This is a genomic window from Vibrio jasicida CAIM 1864 = LMG 25398 (assembly GCF_000400365.1).
In the GTDB taxonomy this organism is placed as follows: Bacteria; Pseudomonadota; Gammaproteobacteria; order Enterobacterales; family Vibrionaceae; genus Vibrio; species Vibrio jasicida.
The window spans coordinates 1-15146 of sequence record NZ_BAOG01000161.1 but is presented as its reverse complement, the minus strand read 5'-3'; the positions used below and the strand labels follow the sequence as shown (position 1 = coordinate 15146).

Here is a 15146-nt window from a genome sequence, read left to right as displayed (position 1 = left end):
TATTCCTTCTCTATCACTTAACTTGGTAGTTGACGGTAATGACGCCCGTCTCTTCCGTTGGTTTTATTTGGTAGCGCACTTCACTGTCCGCTAACTGCATTTTTTGACGTAGGTAATTACGGCCACCGTGTTCACGTACGACTTCTACATGCAGGGTGTAATTACCCTGCTCGAGTCGTTGGCCATTATCATTGGTGCCATCCCAAACAAATCGGTATTGGCCTGCAGGTCGAGTGGCTGACGTTACGGCATCGACCAGCTCACGATCGTAACGTCCCACTTTGCGCCACCAGCTGCGAAGATCTTTTAACCACTCATCTTTACCCACCCAAAGCTGAATGGTTTTGACTGGTTTACGCTTTTCATCTTCGATCCATACTGCGACATAAGGTCTTGCGTACATCGAGGTATCAATCTTTGGTAACTCAAACTCAAAGTCGACTTTGGCATTATCTGGAAATGGAGCGGCCATAAGCGGCAAAGGAGATAAAGCCGCGATCAATACGGCTTTACTAAACGGGTGACGGCGAAAAATTCGGCCCATGTTTAACATTGGTTTTTTCTCTGAATAGGCTGTTATGGCACAGCGAAAAAATAAATAACGAGTGATAACGCAGTGCCAAAACTCATCCACTGCATTGATGATCTAAAAGTCTTTTTCTTTGGAAGCAGCAAACACACACCGGTCAGCACAAAAAACACCATTAACAGGGCTGTTATGTCGATAAACCATTTCCACGTATCACCACTGTTGCGACCTTTATGTAGGTCGTTTAGTAGCGCAACCATGCCGTAGTTAGTGGTTTCAACTTCAGCTTCACCCGTCGTCATATCGACAAAAACGGTGGCGTTGTAGCCTGGGCCTTTGAAATCTAAAGAGAGTTCACCAATCATCAATTCACCATCCTCAACCTCGGTATACACATCGAGTGCTGATGGTGTGCCTCGTAGGTCTGTTTCTTGTGTTAAGAAACTCAACAGGGCAGAGCGATTAGGTTGGAAGCTTCCCTCATTCACAAATAGTTGCTCGGAAGGAACTGTGAGTGTGTGTTGCTGAATGATGGGTTCACTGCGCTCAAACAATTCTGGTCGGTTCAACGTAATACCAGTTACCGCAAAAAACAGCGTCACCAATAAAAGAGCCATAGAAATATAAACGTGCAGACGGCGTGCCCAAGTCTGGACGCCTTTGCTTTTGAGCAACATAGAAAACAATCATCACCAGTAAATGAGGGAGTAATTTAGGTGATAATCATTCGTATTGGCATTTAATTTACATTGTTTACGTTTGGTCAAAAAGCATTGCTCCCGTCGATACTGACGGGAGCAAATAAGAGGGGGCGTTATCGAGCGAGAATGGGATAAGTAAAGAAAACCAAGTGACAGAAATTAAACACGAAGTGAGCGAGCACAGCGCACCATAAACGGCCAGAAAAATGGAAGACCAAACCGTACCCAGCCCCTGCAAGCGCGGCAAATACCATTAATAGTGGGCCACCAGCAAAGTGAGCCAAACCAAACAAAAGACTCGCAACTACCAAGCCAACTCGCCAGTCAAAGCGACGGGATAACGCCTGCTGTATAAATCCACGAAATAGCGCTTCTTCTGTCACACAAGTCAGGACTAAGTTGTTCAAAACAAATAACCACCACCAAGATGGCAAACTCAATTCAGGTTTTAAGGCTCCAAGTGCTGACGCAATAGGCAACAATAAGAGCAAAGGAATCATCACCAGCAATGCCGGTTTGACTCTTACCTTTGACTCACCACCTAACAAAATAGGACAAGCCAATAAGAGCGCAAAGAAGGCAAGCGGCTTGTCTAAGTTAAGGTACATAGAGAACGGAGCGCTCAACGGCCCCGCAGATACCTTGTCGAGCACTTGCAGATTATTGAATCCCGGGATCAGATGGACAAACAACAAGACACACCAAACAATCACGATTCCCCACCCCAAATAGAAAATGGGTTTCGTTTTTGGCTGCGCTTTTAGCCTTGAAGCGAGACTGGGAATTCGGTATGACACAACAAGCACAAACAAAGAGCTGACCAAGGCAATAAGCTCAATACGGCCAAGAATAAAGCCGCCAAACAAGGTTATGCCAAGCAATACGAGTGCGACTCCAGTATGGCGGAGAAAAGCCGCTGCTATCGCCAAAATTAACGGGCACCATAGCCAGATGTCAGAATCGAGAATCATTGTATTATCCTTATAAAAAAAGCTGACGTTCCAGTCTTATCGCTGGATAACGGTAATATAACGTTATGATATTTAAAAAGAGATCGAACCAGACTCAATATTTACAAACAAAAAGACCCGAGATATAACCCGGGTCTTTCGATCGTTGATGCATGTTCTATTATCACTGGACTTAGCTGTTCTGGCTCGCTTTCACTTTACGCAACTGAGATAGGTATTTCACCCAACTCTCAGCTTGAGTTGAGGGCTCAATCTCATTGGCGCGTTTTGCGTTGGCAAGAGCGTCTTCAATGCGTTTCAGCTTGTAGTAGGCACGAGTCTTAACCAATGCCACATCCGCTTTGCGACCCGAGACTTTATCCAATGCAATCAGAGCATCTTTGTAGTGCCCTTCTTGGACAAGCAATTGAGACAAGTTCCAATAGTATTGGCGATCTAGCTTCGCGGCTACGCGCCAACTCGCTATCGACTTATCCCATTCTTTCGCCATTTGCCAGTACGTAGCTTGCTGCGCTTTAAGTTTGCTATCTGAGTTAACTTCATTTAACTCACCCAGCACTTTTGCCGCACGCTCTGGAATACCGCGCTTGCCATACAGCTGAGCAAGAAGTTTGAGGTCATCTTGGTTCAACTCTACGCCTTTCAGCTTTGCAAGAGCCAAAGCATCAAGAGCACGCTTATCATCATCCACACGTAGATACAGAGCAACAAGCTGACGCCACCATTCCACACGCTCAGGCTCGATCGCAATCAAACGTTTGATCGTGCCAATCGCAGGCTGCCACTTTTTCAGCTCTAGCTCTGCAGATAGCTTGATGGACAGTGGTGCCATTTCGTCTGGCTGGCCATATTTCTCATAACGAGCCATTGCAGAGAGAACTTTATTCCACTGACTTAACTGGTAATGAGACTGTGCAATACGCAGCCAAATTTCATGCGCCTTTTGGCTCTCAGGAACGGATTTACTCAAGTCGTAATACTGTGGCAAAGCTTTAGAGAACTGTTGTTCATTGAGCAACATATCAGCCAACATTTTGCGCGTTTGCCAAGCTTGCTCATCTTCCAGAAGACCACTGTTTACCGCAATCTCTAGCTGTTTAATTGCAGACTTAACTTGCTCATTCTGCCAGTAGAAAATACCCAGCATTCGCGCCACAAACGCTTGATCGTAACCACGAGATAAATCGAGGCCTTCAAGAGTTGAAATGGCTTCTTGCAGCTTTTCTTCTTGCGCTAGGTTATGAGCGCGTTGAACACGAGTCGCCGTGTATTGACTCAGTTCATTCGCGACGGTGGTAAAAGCGCTTAGGCTTAATACCGCACCGATTAAGAATTGCTTCATCATTTGGCTAACTTGAACTCCACTTTAGCGGTTTGTCCGAACTGCTCAATTGAGACACCATCTTCAACTTTCGGTTGATATTTCCATTTCTTAAGCGCTCGAATCGCTTCTTTTTCAAATATACGCTTTGGCTTGGCATCAATCACTTCAATATCTTTTGGACGACCCGTGGCATCTATCGTGAATCGCATGATGACGTAACCTTCCATTTTACGTTTCAGTGCTTTGCTCGGATAACGAGGATCAACGCGGTACAGAGGCAATGCTTGCTGGTTACCCATCGTGCCTTTTAAATTAGGAGCACTGATCGCAATGCCATCCAGTGCAGTGTTCAAACCCAATGCGCTAATTGGCGTCACTTGGCTCATCGGCTCTACTTGGGTTTCCGCTTGAGACAAATCCATCGGTTCTGGTGCTTTTGGTGGTTCTGGCTGTTCAGGAACAGAACGTTGACGACGTTGAACATCAGCATCATTCTCGACCATCACCATGTCAAAGCGCACCGCCTCTGATGGTTGAGGTGCGCGTTGATTGCCTTTATCGACCATCCACGCCATAAAGCTAAACAAGCTCACCGCAATCAAAATTGACGCTGGTAGCGCGAGTAGTAGCCTGCCCATTAAGGTTTCTCCGCTGCCAATGCGATGTTCTTCACGCCAGCACCTTTCGCCGCATCCATCACCTTCACAACCGTTCCGTTGTATGCATGTTCATCCGCTTGAATGACAAGTGATGCCTCTGGTTGCTCAAGTAACAAGTGCTCAATGGTCGCTTCTACACGTTCGATATCCACCAAACGTTTATCGATGTACACATCGTTCGCTGCTGTCACCGCAATAAAAATGCCTGCGTCTTTTTGGCTAACCACATTCGATGCTTGTGGTCGGTTAACTTCTACACCTGACTCACGTACAAATGAACTGGTCACAATGAAGAAGATCAGCATGATGAACACGATATCCAGCATCGATGTTAGATCGATCTGGGCTTCATCTTGTTGATTATTTCTACGTCCGAGTCTCACTTCTGACTCCTTAAAGATTGTTCTAACTGGAGGGCTTTACGCTCACACACTTTGCTCAAACGCGCATGAACAAACATGCCTGCAAGTGCCGCAACCATACCTGCCATAGTTGGCAGTGTTGCAAGTGAAATGCCTGAAGCCATCAATTTTGGATTGCTACTGCCTTGTGTGGCCATCACATCGAAAACTGTGATCATGCCAGTCACCGTACCTAGCAAACCTAACATCGGGCAAATCGCCACGAGTACTTTGATGGTTGATAGGTTTTGGCGCAGTTCAATGTGTGCTTTTGCAATCCATCCTTCGCGGATTTGATGCGCGTACCAAGAGTGGTGGTCAGGTCTTGCTAGCCACTGCTCACAAAGCTGTTTCTTCACCTTCGGAAACTCCGTTGTCAGGTAAAGTACACGCTCCATAACCAGTAGCCAGCACACCGCAACAACGGCCGCTAGCCACCATAGGATTTGGCCACCTTGCTGCATAAAGCTCATCAAGGTTGAGGCCCAATCCTCACTGATCAAACCCAATGTGTTGAGTAGGATCTGCTCCATTACGCTGCGTTCTCCGCTGTCGTGTTAGGGTTGTTTTTGCCTTTTGGCATATCGCGCTCAGCTTGTTCCGCAACAAGACCAATGCCTTGCTTTTCAAGAATATTGCGAATGTTCTCTGCTTGAGAGCTCAAGACGTTATGAGCAAGAAGCAATGGCATTGCCGCAACAAGACCAAGAACAGTTGTAACTAGCGCCATAGAGATACCACCTGCCATGACTTTTGGATCGCCATTACCAAACTGAGTGATCACTTGGAACGTTTCGATCATGCCTGTTACCGTACCTAATAGACCAAGCATCGGTGCTAGAGCAGCAAGCAGTTTCAGCATCGACAACCCCTTCTCAAGGTGAGTCTGCTCGTCAACTACCGCTTCTAATAAGCGAAGTTCTAATGCTTCAACGCTACGATGTTTGTCTTTTTGGTACACAGCAAGGATACGACCAAGCGGGTTGTCTTCTGGCTGAGTTGGGTTCTTTAACTGTTTGGCGATTTTTTGACGAGCAACCATCAATGACACACCACGAACCAACGCGATGATCAAACCAACCGCTAACAAGCCAAGAATGATCTGACCAACGACACCACCTGCATTCAGGCGATCCGCCATTGTCGGTGAATTTGCCAATTGCTCAAGCAAAATGCCGCGTGATGGGTCAATCACTAAAGAATCGATTTCACCCGAGTTCAACGAGCTTGCTGTTGGTCCATTTTCTGGTTGGCGGAGGTAGCTCACTGCATCGCCGCGTTGGCCATTCCACTTCACGTAACCAGCATCATCCAGTAGTGCCATTGAGCCAAGGCGAACGCCGTTGACCGTTTGTTCACGACCTTCACCATCAAGCAGAGTGAATGACACCTTCGTCATCTCACCACTTGCTTTAACTTGTTCTTCCATACTGCGCCACATCGCTTGAAGCTGAGGCAAAGTAGGCAGGGATTTCGCGGCAACGATATCATCGATGTTTTGTTGGAAAGTGTTCGCATCTACACCAGTGACTGAGTGCTTAAGTTCTGCTTCCAGCTCTTTTGCATTTTGACGAACAACACCAAACAACTCACCCAAGCTACCTGTTTCTAAACGTAGTTTTTCTTCTAGTTGCGCCAGTTCAGCTTCGTTTTCACTAAAAGTAACACCAAGCGTGTCAGCTTCTGCTTGTAGCGCCGCACGTTCTGCTACAAGCTTATTCTTCATTGTCTGTAGCTCTTGCTGAGTCTTGTTAAAACCAGATTCACGAGCCACGTTATGGGATTGCTGTTGGCGATTTTCTTGTTGTGCTTTTTGCAGCAGAGTGTCACTTGCAAACGTCGTATGCGGTAAAAGCGCAGCAGTAGAAATCAATGCAACCGATAGCCATTTCTTCATCATTTATTTGCCCTCCGCTACGTTTAGAGACACTGGCAGAGTTAGCATGCTTGGTGCGATCTGTTTATTTGCCATGGCAAACGCTTTATCGAGTTCAGATTTTTGTTCTGAACCAACGGACTGCCATGCGTTCTGTGGTTGTGACCAGCTCCAGAAGTGTTCACCAGATAGGCTACGCGCAACTAGCGACACGCGACCTAAGTAAAGAATATCAGCCTCAACTTGGTCGTTACCTTCCAATGTAATCTTGCCTTGGTAGATACCAATCTTAGTGCCGTAGTCCATTTCGATTTGGTACGCTTCTAGAATACGACGGAACTTCTCAGCATCCGCGACATCTGCTCGAGTCATCATGGCATCAAGCTTAGCAATACGCTCCTCACGCTGCGCTTTGCGGATCGGCTTATCATTCGCAACGATAGTCTTTAGACCATCCAGCATGTGATACATAAGCGGGACCACACCTTGACGAGTTTGAGCGATTTGTTCAATTTGCTCATTCAAACTTGCCACTTCCTCGTTTTGGCTATCAACAAGGTTTGAAAGGTGGTCGCGATAAATCGTCAAGTTGCTGACTTCTTCATTCAACTGTTCAATTTCAGCTTCTAGTGACAAAGACTTCTCAGCACTTGCATTGATACGCTTCTGGCTTACCGCAGACGCTTGGTTAGTTTTACTCTGCACAGCTTGAGCATCGTTAAGATTTTCCGCTTGAACGGGAATCAAAACCGATGTGATCAACAGAGCGATACTTGATTTCATTAGATTCATACGAGTTATATTTTCTGTTTTCCAAAAACGACTAAAGGGGAAGACAACTCTTCCCCTTTAAAAATCAGTTTGTTATCAGTACTTGAACTGAATTGTCGCCATGTAGTTTCGGCCCTCGCCTATCACTACACCGCTAGCTCCTTCTTGTTTACTGTTGGTGCTACCCCCACCTGCTAGGTAGTCAGTATCAAACAAGTTTTCTACATTGAATCGAGCCACAATATCTAAGTTCTCATCATACTTGTGAGTGTACGCAACGCCCATATCAATACGTGCATACCCATCTTTCTTAAATGTGTTCGCTGCGTCACCGTAGCGCTCACCTTCATAAATCAGACCTAGGTTCACATCTGTGTTGTTCTGAACTTTGTAGCTCGACCAAACACTTGCTGAAAACTCAGGAACGTCCGCTGGACGGTTGCCTTTGTAATCCGCACTTTCTGTGATTTCTGCGTCTAAGTACATTGCAGAAGCCGTTAGCGAAAGTTCTTCTGTAACAGAACCTTGAGCTAGGATTTCTGCACCGCGGTGTACTTGCTCACCATCTTGAGTCTTCTTATACATAACGTCACCGCCAGCGTTAACGCCATTTTCAACATCAAGCGCAATGTTTTCTAGCGTGATATCGAACACAGCACCAGAGACCAATAGACGCTCGTCAAACAGCTCCCATTTAGTACCCATCTCATAAGAGATCCCGCGTTCTGCATCAAGCTCTTCACCATCGTTGGTGTAATCTGTGCCATTTACCGTACCTTGAGGCATAAAGCTTTCAGAGTACTGAACGTAAATAGAACCATTGCTTGCAGGGTGGAAAATCACACCTAGTTTTGGTGACACCTGACTTTCTGTCAGCTCATCGCTGCGTTTTTCATCGTAACGAACACCTGCAAGTACCTGCCAGTAATCGTTAATTGTCATCATGTTTTGTGCGTAGATACCCCAAGTATCATATTCGCTTGTTGGCCATCTCTTTGAGCTTGTTGGCTCTGGCTTCACAACCGTCTCACCAGCTGGTACATACTCGCCATCATGGAAAGCCATAAAACGGTCGTAGCTGTAATCCAAGTAGTTTGCACCGACTAAGAAAGTGTTATCTGTACCAAACAGAGAAAAGTCAGTCGTCACATCTACATAAGCAGTATCAAATACCCAGTGATCAGAACGCTCGTTACCCTTATGCTTGATCGTACCGTTTTCTTCGTACATATCGAATTTAGGGTAAGACTCTACATCGAAACGTTTAAAGTCTTGACGGTTGTAACCCGCTTTAACATTCACGTTGTCTGTCACTTGAGCATTGATGTCGATACCATAGTTTTCAACATCGTTGTCAATCTCTGACCACTGTGCATCCCAGATGTACTTGTCACCACGAGCGGCTTTGCCATCAACGATGTAAGCACCGGAATCAACGCCGCCGTCATCTTTCGTACGGTCATAGTGTGCTGAAACCATGACGTTTTCTGTGATGTCATATTCCACGACCAAACCACCTACTACGCGGTCAGTTTGTGGCTCTGTACCATCACCGTATTTACGCCATGAACCGTAGCTTTCTTTTGCAAGAATCGCACGCGCACGTAATGTTTCAGCATCATTCAGCGCACCACTGACATCAAGTACAGTTCGTGAATGATCATTTGAGCCGATATCTTGGCTTAAGCTTGCTTGCGTTTCTGTTGTTGGCTTCTTAGAAACCATGTTCACAAGACCACCTGGTTCTGACTTACCGTAAAGTAGACCTGATGGACCTTTAAGAACTTCAACACGCTCTAAAAGCTCAATTGGTTGACGGTAGTGTGACCAATGCTGACGACCATCACGTAGGAAGCCGTCTGAACTGCTCAGTTCAAAACCACGTAGCGAGAAACGCTCACGGTTACGGCTTGTACCGCCCGCACTAACACTCGCGTCATTTTGTAGAACTTCACCTAACGTGCTTGCACGCTGCTCATCGATTACCGCTTCATCAATCACAGCAACTTGTCCTGGAGTTTCCAGTTGCGTCATTTCCATGCGCATTGCTGTTGTATTCGTATCCGCTTTGTAACCGAATTCGCGACCTTCTACGACTAGGTGCTCATCCGTATTTTGAACTTCTGCCACTGCCGGTGCTGCTAGCACCGCACCGATCACTAATGCCAATTGGCTCTTAGAAAACATACCCATTCACTCCGATTATTGGGTAGCACATAACTGCTATGTGGTTCCCTCTTAGTTATTTCGCGAGTGAATATAAGTGATAACTATTACTATTTGCATTAAATTTACATTCTTTGCATTCGTAAAGTTTTGTAAAGCGGTAAAGGGTCATACTCGCCAACAATCGAGATATAGATCACATTAAATCTGCACTTTTGACATGAATTTTACTGTCTAAAAAGTAATGTCACTACAAGCCCGCCTTCTGAACGATTGCTTGCAACGGCTTTCCCACCCATCATTCGCATGGATTCTTTTACAATGGCCAACCCCAGACCGTAACCACCTAACTTTTTGTCTCGGGAAGCATCTAATCGTGTGAACGGGTCAAAGATATCTGTCAGTTTATCTTGTGGAATGCCGGGGCCATTGTCGGCTATCGTCACGGCTAAGTAGCTGTGCTTGTCCGTTGTTTTGTTCGCCAGAGAAACATCAATCTGGGCTGACTTACCAGCATACTTAATGGCATTGCCAATCAAATTATTCAAACAACGCACGACGAGCGTATCGTCACATTGCGCTTTTGTTCTTGTCGCCTCAGAAACAAACGTAAGGTTTTGCTGTATTTGCAAATCGATTTTGCAACGTTCTACTTGAGGCGCCAATAGTACTTCTAAATCGCTGCGTTTTAATTCCGTATCGTAGCGAGCATTCTCTAAACGGCTGAATTCCAGGATTTCACCAATAAGATGATTTAGCTCATTGGCCTCTTCTTCCATACGCGTCACTAGGGTTTGTTCATTTTCCCCTACTCGCTTGCGCAATAGATGTAACACTAAATTTTGGCGCGCTAATGGTGTACGTAACTCATGGGAAACATCACGAATCAAGCGACGCTGCTTTTCAGCAAGAGAATGAATCTCTTTTGTCATGTGGTCGAAGTCTTGCGCTAATTCGTTGAATTCGCGGGTGTTCGACTTAAGCTCATCCACCACACTGACGTTAAAGTCACCATTCGATAGCTTTTTACTGGCTTCTCTTAAGCGGTCCAATGGTTGTTGTAAATTCCGTGCCATTAACAAAGAGAACAGCGCCAAGATGACCGCCGCAATCACAACCTTTAATACAGAGAAATAAAGGATGAAATCATGAGCCGGGTGCAAACGATGAGGCAACTGAATCACTAGGCTGTTGTTTCCGACAAGAGGAATATTGAATATCGGACGACTTACTCGGCCTTCTAGTTGTTCGTCCAAACGTCGCTTAAATTTCAACTTGAATTCAAAGTGAGGGTGCATCAAACGGTGTGTAAGAGGGCGCTGATTTTCGTCGAGTACAAACAAGTAAAAGTGCTGTGCATTTGCCCAATCGGCCAGCTCGTCCATGTCACCTTCTTCGATCAACACGTTAGCTTGATGCGCTAAGTCCAACATTTCAGTCTTTACACTAGCAGGTACCTTTAGCATGGCTTTGACTAGGGCTTGTTCGGCAACCGCTTGAACAGCCAAGATGCTAATAACGATAGCCGTCATGTAACTAAAAAGCTGAAATGCGAGGCTGTCTCTTCGTTTCACAAAGTAGGATGGACACACAAATCGCATTAGCCAGTCACAGCCTCTAAGTAGCTATAACCCTTACCACGAAACGTTTTGATGTGCTGTTTGGATAAGCCCGCTTCAACTAACTTGCGACGAATATTACTGATATGCATATCGAGGTTACGGTCAAAAGGACTCAACTCTTTCTTTAGAACTTTGGTCTGCAGTTCCGCCTTAGAGATTACCACGCCTTGGTTTTTTACTAGGTAGCACAATAGTTCAGCCTCTGTACCAGTCAAAGGAAGGCTGTTGAGATGGTCACTCATGCTCTGTACAGTACAACACATAGCCTGTCGTTGACGCTCTAAGCCAACACGACGAAGAATCGCCTTAATACGCATAAGCAGTTCGGGGACGTTGAATGGCTTACCGATGTATTGGTCAGCGCCAGCTTGGTAGCCATCAAGCATCGAGTTCTCATCGTTTAATGCTGTCAACATCAGTATAGGGGTAGCGAATCGTTGGCAAATACGGCGAGCCACCTGCATACCACTGAGGTTAGGTAACATCACATCGAGTAAGACGAGGTCAACAGGCGTTTTTTCCATGTACTGTAACGCGCTTTCACCACAGTGAACTGACGAGACCGTATACCCTTCTTCTTGTAACACGGCTTCCAATAGTTCACACAACGGAACATCGTCATCTACGACCAAAATTCGTGACATCATCCACTACCAGTTAAATAAAAATGGTTCGCATTCTATTACTCATTTGCAGATTAAACAACTATAGTTTTTAGGGTTTTTGAGCATAAAAAATACAAAAAAAGCCCTTATCAAAAAGGGCTAAACAAACCAATTAGTTATGTTCTCATCGCCGCTGTTTATAGATGAAATACCTTTCTTTAATATGCATCGATAATTATTGGATACCACAAGAAGCAAAACTCGCACTCTATTTTCCATAAAAAAGAGTACAATTCTGTGCAGTTTCTTATTGAGCATAGACGTATATGACAACGCTATTGATTGGCCACCGAGGTGTGGCAGGTAAGTTCCCCGAAAATACGAAAGTCAGCGTTCAAGCTGCGATCGATTTAGGGTTAAATTGGGTTGAAGTCGACGTACAACCGACCAAAGACAATGTACTGGTAGTTTGCCATGATCATACCGTGAACCGCTGTAGTAACGGTAAAGGTCGAGTTGACCAAATGACATTATCTGAGCTCAAAGCGTTAGATTTTGGTCGTTGGTTCGGCGATGAATTCGCCAATGAATCCATCATGACACTATCTGAGCTCCTAGAGCTTGCTGCAGAAAATGACCTAAATCTTAACATCGAGGTTAAAGTAGATCATCACTCTGCCAATGACGTTGCTCAAATGGCGGCTAAAACTCTTCTAGACGGTCCTTTACCAAAAGAACGCATCCTTTTATCAAGCTTTAGTCATGACGTAATTAGAGCACTGCACAAGCATTGTGAGGGTTATAGACTAGGTGTGCTAAGTGAATTCTTTAGTCGAAAAGACCGATTATTGCTCGAAGAAGTAGATGCCTACAGCTGTAACCTCAATATTAACTGGGTTCGCTCACGCCAAATCAATAAGCTACAAAAAGCAGGCTACAAGGTGATGTGTTACACAGTGAACAATCCCAAAAAACTAAAACATCTGCCAATGTTGGATGGCATCTTTAGTGACCATCCAAGTCGTTTTATGTAGTAGCTGAGATGTCGATATTAGGAACTCCATTACCATTCAATAGTAATTGGGGTTCCCATTTTGACTAGCTTGATAAATTCGTCCATTTCTTCGTTAGTAATGGCAATGCAACCGTTAGTCCAATCGAAGCTTTGAATAAATTGAGGTGATTGAGTCTCACCATTTTTAAGACCGTGAATTTTAATTGCCCCTCCAGGTGCGACACCGCGACGATGCGCTTCCAAACGATCAATTGCATCAGGATAACTGATATGCACAGAACGGTAGAAAGCAGAATCGTTGATCACGTAATCTAACGTGTAATCACCTTCTGGAGTTCTATTGTCACCCTCTTCTTGCTTGTGTCCTTTTGGATTAGCACCCAATGCGATGCGATACTCTTTAACGACCTCGCCATTCTCCATCAGGTACATCCTACGCTTCGACTTATCAACTTTTACCAAATCGACCGCTGCGTGAGCACCGGACATAAACGTACAACACAAGATCAAAGACAACCATTTTACTGACATCGCCAGAACGCCTAACTCATCCACTTAAGGGGAACACAAAAAAGAGCAACCATGCTAGTCAGATGGTCACACTAAAGCAAACTTAATGTGTGCAAATTTAACTACTCATTACACTAAAATTGGCTTACTTTATAAGGAGATTACTTTACAAATTCAGCACAAATAGAGAGGGTATTATGCTCAACATTGCTTTTTTCAGTGCAAAATCCTATGACGAAGCCTCTTTCAACAAAATCAAAAACAACCGGGACTTCGAATTTCACTATCATGATTTTAGATTAACGTCTAAAACTGCAAAAATGGCACAGGGTTGCGAGGTTGTTTGCGCCTTCGTAAACGATGACCTGTCTGCTCCAGTTCTAAAACAGCTTTCCATTGGCGGCACGAAACTGATCGCGATGCGTTGTGCAGGTTTCGACAAGGTTGATTTGGAAGCGGCGAAAGAACTTGGCCTACAAGTTGTCCGCGTTCCTGCTTATTCACCAGAAGCCGTGGCGGAACACACTGTCGGTATGATGATGTGTCTGAATCGACGCTTGCATAAAGCTTACCAGCGTACCCGTGACGCAAACTTCAACCTAGAAGGTCTAGTCGGCTTTAACTTTTATAGCAAGACTGTTGGTGTCGTAGGGACAGGTAAGATAGGTATCGCCACCATGCGCATCTTTAAAGGGCTGGGGATGGAAGTCTTATGTTACGACCCATATGAAAACCCTCTTGCGTTGGAGATGGGCGCGCGTTACTGCTCTCTTGAAGAGATCTATGCTAACGCTGACGTCATTTCTCTGCACTGTCCAATGAGTGAAGAAAACTACCACCTATTGAATGAAAAAGCCTTCGTTCAAATGAAAGACGGTGTCATGATCATCAATACCAGTCGTGGTGAGTTACTTGATTCTGTAGCTGCCATTGAAGCGCTTAAACAAGGCAAAATTGGCGCGCTCGGCTTAGATGTTTATGACAACGAAAAAGACCTGTTCTTCCAAGATAAATCGAACGATGTCATCGTGGATGACGTATTCCGCCGCTTATCAGCTTGCCACAATGTGCTATTTACTGGGCATCAGGCCTTCTTGACCCATGAGGCTCTAAACAACATCGCTTCTGTTACGCTAAATAACGTCGAAGCGTTCTTTTCAGAGCAGGCTTCAGGCAATGAATTGATCAAGTAAAGTGGGGATATCGAGTAGTATAGTAGAGCGTTGAATTTCAGCTATGCTATACTCCTCGACCATAAAAAATTTGAGTCTAATTACCATGAGCATTAAAACTGACATTCAAAAGCTGCACAACCGTTTAGATACTTGCCAACGTAAACTTGATGCGGCGCGTTCTCGTGGTGATCACGAAATGATTACTAAATTCACGAATGAAGTTGATGACTTAACGAAGAAGCTGAATCAACTTAAGCACAAGCAAACATACGAGCTAAACAAAGAGCGTAAGAGCCTGCTTGATATGCCATTCTCTCGTGAAATCACTAAAGCAGAACAAGCAGATATCGGCAAGCTTAAGAAGCGTGTGAAAGGTCTAGTTATCGTTCATCCACTGACTAAAGTTGGTAAAGAACTTCGCCTAGATGCAATGACAGGCTTCGCACCAAAAGAGTTTTAATAACTCTATTAAGCAACGGATATTGAAAAGCCCAAGCTACAAGCTTGGGCTTTTTTATGCCTAAAATTCAAAAAGTTGAGCTTAGAGCAACCACCACTTTCGAATGCTAAAAACGACGAAAGCCCGCTGATTTTTCAGCGGGCTTTCTATGTGGTGGCCTAGTTCTGGAATGCCTAGCCTAGGGTTGTGACTAACTGGAACTTAATGCAAATCCCGTCTAATTCTCAAGCATCAGAAATGAAAAAAGCCTCGCAATTTCTAGCGAGGCTTCTTAATAGTGGCGGAGAGATAGGGATTTGAACCCTAGGTACGCTATTAACGTACGCCGGTTTTCAAGACCGGTGCTTTCAACCACTCAGCC

At 45.0% G+C, this 15146-nt stretch carries 16 protein-coding genes; 3 read left to right on the top strand and 13 right to left on the bottom strand.

What is annotated here, in order from left to right:
- Window positions 1-13: 13 nt before the first annotated feature.
- From VJL_RS25845 to VJL_RS25790, 12 genes are all read right to left on the bottom strand, one after another.
- A complete protein-coding gene (locus tag VJL_RS25845) occupies window positions 14-553 on the bottom strand; it encodes a DUF2271 domain-containing protein (protein ID WP_038882204.1) in 540 nt (179 codons plus the stop codon).
- A gap of 23 nt (window positions 554-576) precedes the next feature.
- Window positions 577-1206 carry a PepSY-associated TM helix domain-containing protein gene (locus VJL_RS25840; RefSeq protein WP_038882202.1) on the bottom strand — a complete coding sequence of 210 codons (630 nt, stop codon included), beginning with the start codon at window positions 1204-1206 and terminating at the stop codon, window positions 577-579.
- Window positions 1207-1343: 137 nt separating this feature from the next.
- Window positions 1344-2201, bottom strand: coding sequence for a CPBP family intramembrane glutamic endopeptidase (locus VJL_RS25835; RefSeq protein ID WP_038882201.1), 858 nt, complete (start codon window positions 2199-2201; stop codon window positions 1344-1346).
- Between the two features lie 172 nt (window positions 2202-2373).
- Window positions 2374-3546, bottom strand: a complete 1173-nt coding sequence (locus VJL_RS25830) for a tetratricopeptide repeat protein (RefSeq protein ID WP_038882200.1) — start codon at window positions 3544-3546, stop codon at window positions 2374-2376.
- On the bottom strand, window positions 3543-4163 hold the full coding sequence (locus VJL_RS25825; protein WP_038882198.1) for an energy transducer TonB: 621 nt from the start codon (window positions 4161-4163) through the stop codon (window positions 3543-3545). Before VJL_RS25825 ends, VJL_RS25830 begins: the two co-directional genes overlap by 4 nt.
- Complete coding sequence (locus VJL_RS25820; protein ID WP_005438299.1) at window positions 4163-4567, bottom strand: ExbD/TolR family protein; 405 nt, start codon at window positions 4565-4567, stop codon at window positions 4163-4165. The genes VJL_RS25825 and VJL_RS25820 overlap by 1 nt, the downstream gene beginning before the upstream one ends.
- Window positions 4564-5118 carry a MotA/TolQ/ExbB proton channel family protein gene (locus tag VJL_RS25815; RefSeq protein WP_009705136.1) on the bottom strand — a complete coding sequence of 185 codons (555 nt, stop codon included), beginning with the start codon at window positions 5116-5118 and terminating at the stop codon, window positions 4564-4566. Before VJL_RS25815 ends, VJL_RS25820 begins: the two co-directional genes overlap by 4 nt.
- Window positions 5118-6485 carry a MotA/TolQ/ExbB proton channel family protein gene (locus VJL_RS25810; protein ID WP_038882197.1) on the bottom strand — a complete coding sequence of 456 codons (1368 nt, stop codon included), beginning with the start codon at window positions 6483-6485 and terminating at the stop codon, window positions 5118-5120. The genes VJL_RS25815 and VJL_RS25810 overlap by 1 nt, the downstream gene beginning before the upstream one ends.
- A complete protein-coding gene (locus VJL_RS25805; protein WP_038882196.1) occupies window positions 6486-7253 on the bottom strand; it encodes a DUF3450 domain-containing protein in 768 nt (255 codons plus the stop codon).
- A 75-nt stretch (window positions 7254-7328) separates the two neighbouring features.
- On the bottom strand, window positions 7329-9419 hold the full coding sequence (locus tag VJL_RS25800) for a TonB-dependent siderophore receptor (protein ID WP_038882240.1): 2091 nt from the start codon (window positions 9417-9419) through the stop codon (window positions 7329-7331).
- A 206-nt stretch (window positions 9420-9625) separates the two neighbouring features.
- A complete protein-coding gene (locus VJL_RS25795) occupies window positions 9626-10999 on the bottom strand; it encodes a sensor histidine kinase (RefSeq protein WP_038868506.1) in 1374 nt (457 codons plus the stop codon).
- Complete coding sequence (locus VJL_RS25790) at window positions 10999-11664, bottom strand: response regulator transcription factor (RefSeq protein WP_038868505.1); 666 nt, start codon at window positions 11662-11664, stop codon at window positions 10999-11001. Before VJL_RS25790 ends, VJL_RS25795 begins: the two co-directional genes overlap by 1 nt.
- A gap of 287 nt (window positions 11665-11951) precedes the next feature.
- Here VJL_RS25790 and VJL_RS25785 point away from each other — a divergent pair, with 287 nt between their 5' ends.
- Complete coding sequence (locus VJL_RS25785; RefSeq protein ID WP_038882195.1) at window positions 11952-12659, top strand: glycerophosphodiester phosphodiesterase family protein; 708 nt, start codon at window positions 11952-11954, stop codon at window positions 12657-12659.
- A gap of 29 nt (window positions 12660-12688) precedes the next feature.
- On the opposite strand, the gene VJL_RS25780 is transcribed toward VJL_RS25785, so the two are convergent.
- Entirely contained in the window at window positions 12689-13171 is a 483-nt protein-coding gene (locus VJL_RS25780; protein ID WP_038868568.1) for a L,D-transpeptidase family protein, read from the bottom strand.
- A gap of 176 nt (window positions 13172-13347) precedes the next feature.
- Here VJL_RS25780 and VJL_RS25775 point away from each other — a divergent pair, with 176 nt between their 5' ends.
- Both VJL_RS25775 and VJL_RS25770 read left to right on the top strand, forming a co-directional pair.
- A complete protein-coding gene (locus VJL_RS25775; RefSeq protein WP_038868503.1) occupies window positions 13348-14343 on the top strand; it encodes a 2-hydroxyacid dehydrogenase in 996 nt (331 codons plus the stop codon).
- Between the two features lie 85 nt (window positions 14344-14428).
- Window positions 14429-14785 (top strand): YibL family ribosome-associated protein, encoded by a 357-nt coding sequence (locus VJL_RS25770; RefSeq protein ID WP_038868502.1) that lies wholly within the window; start codon window positions 14429-14431, stop codon window positions 14783-14785.
- The last annotated feature ends 361 nt before the right edge of the window (window positions 14786-15146 follow it).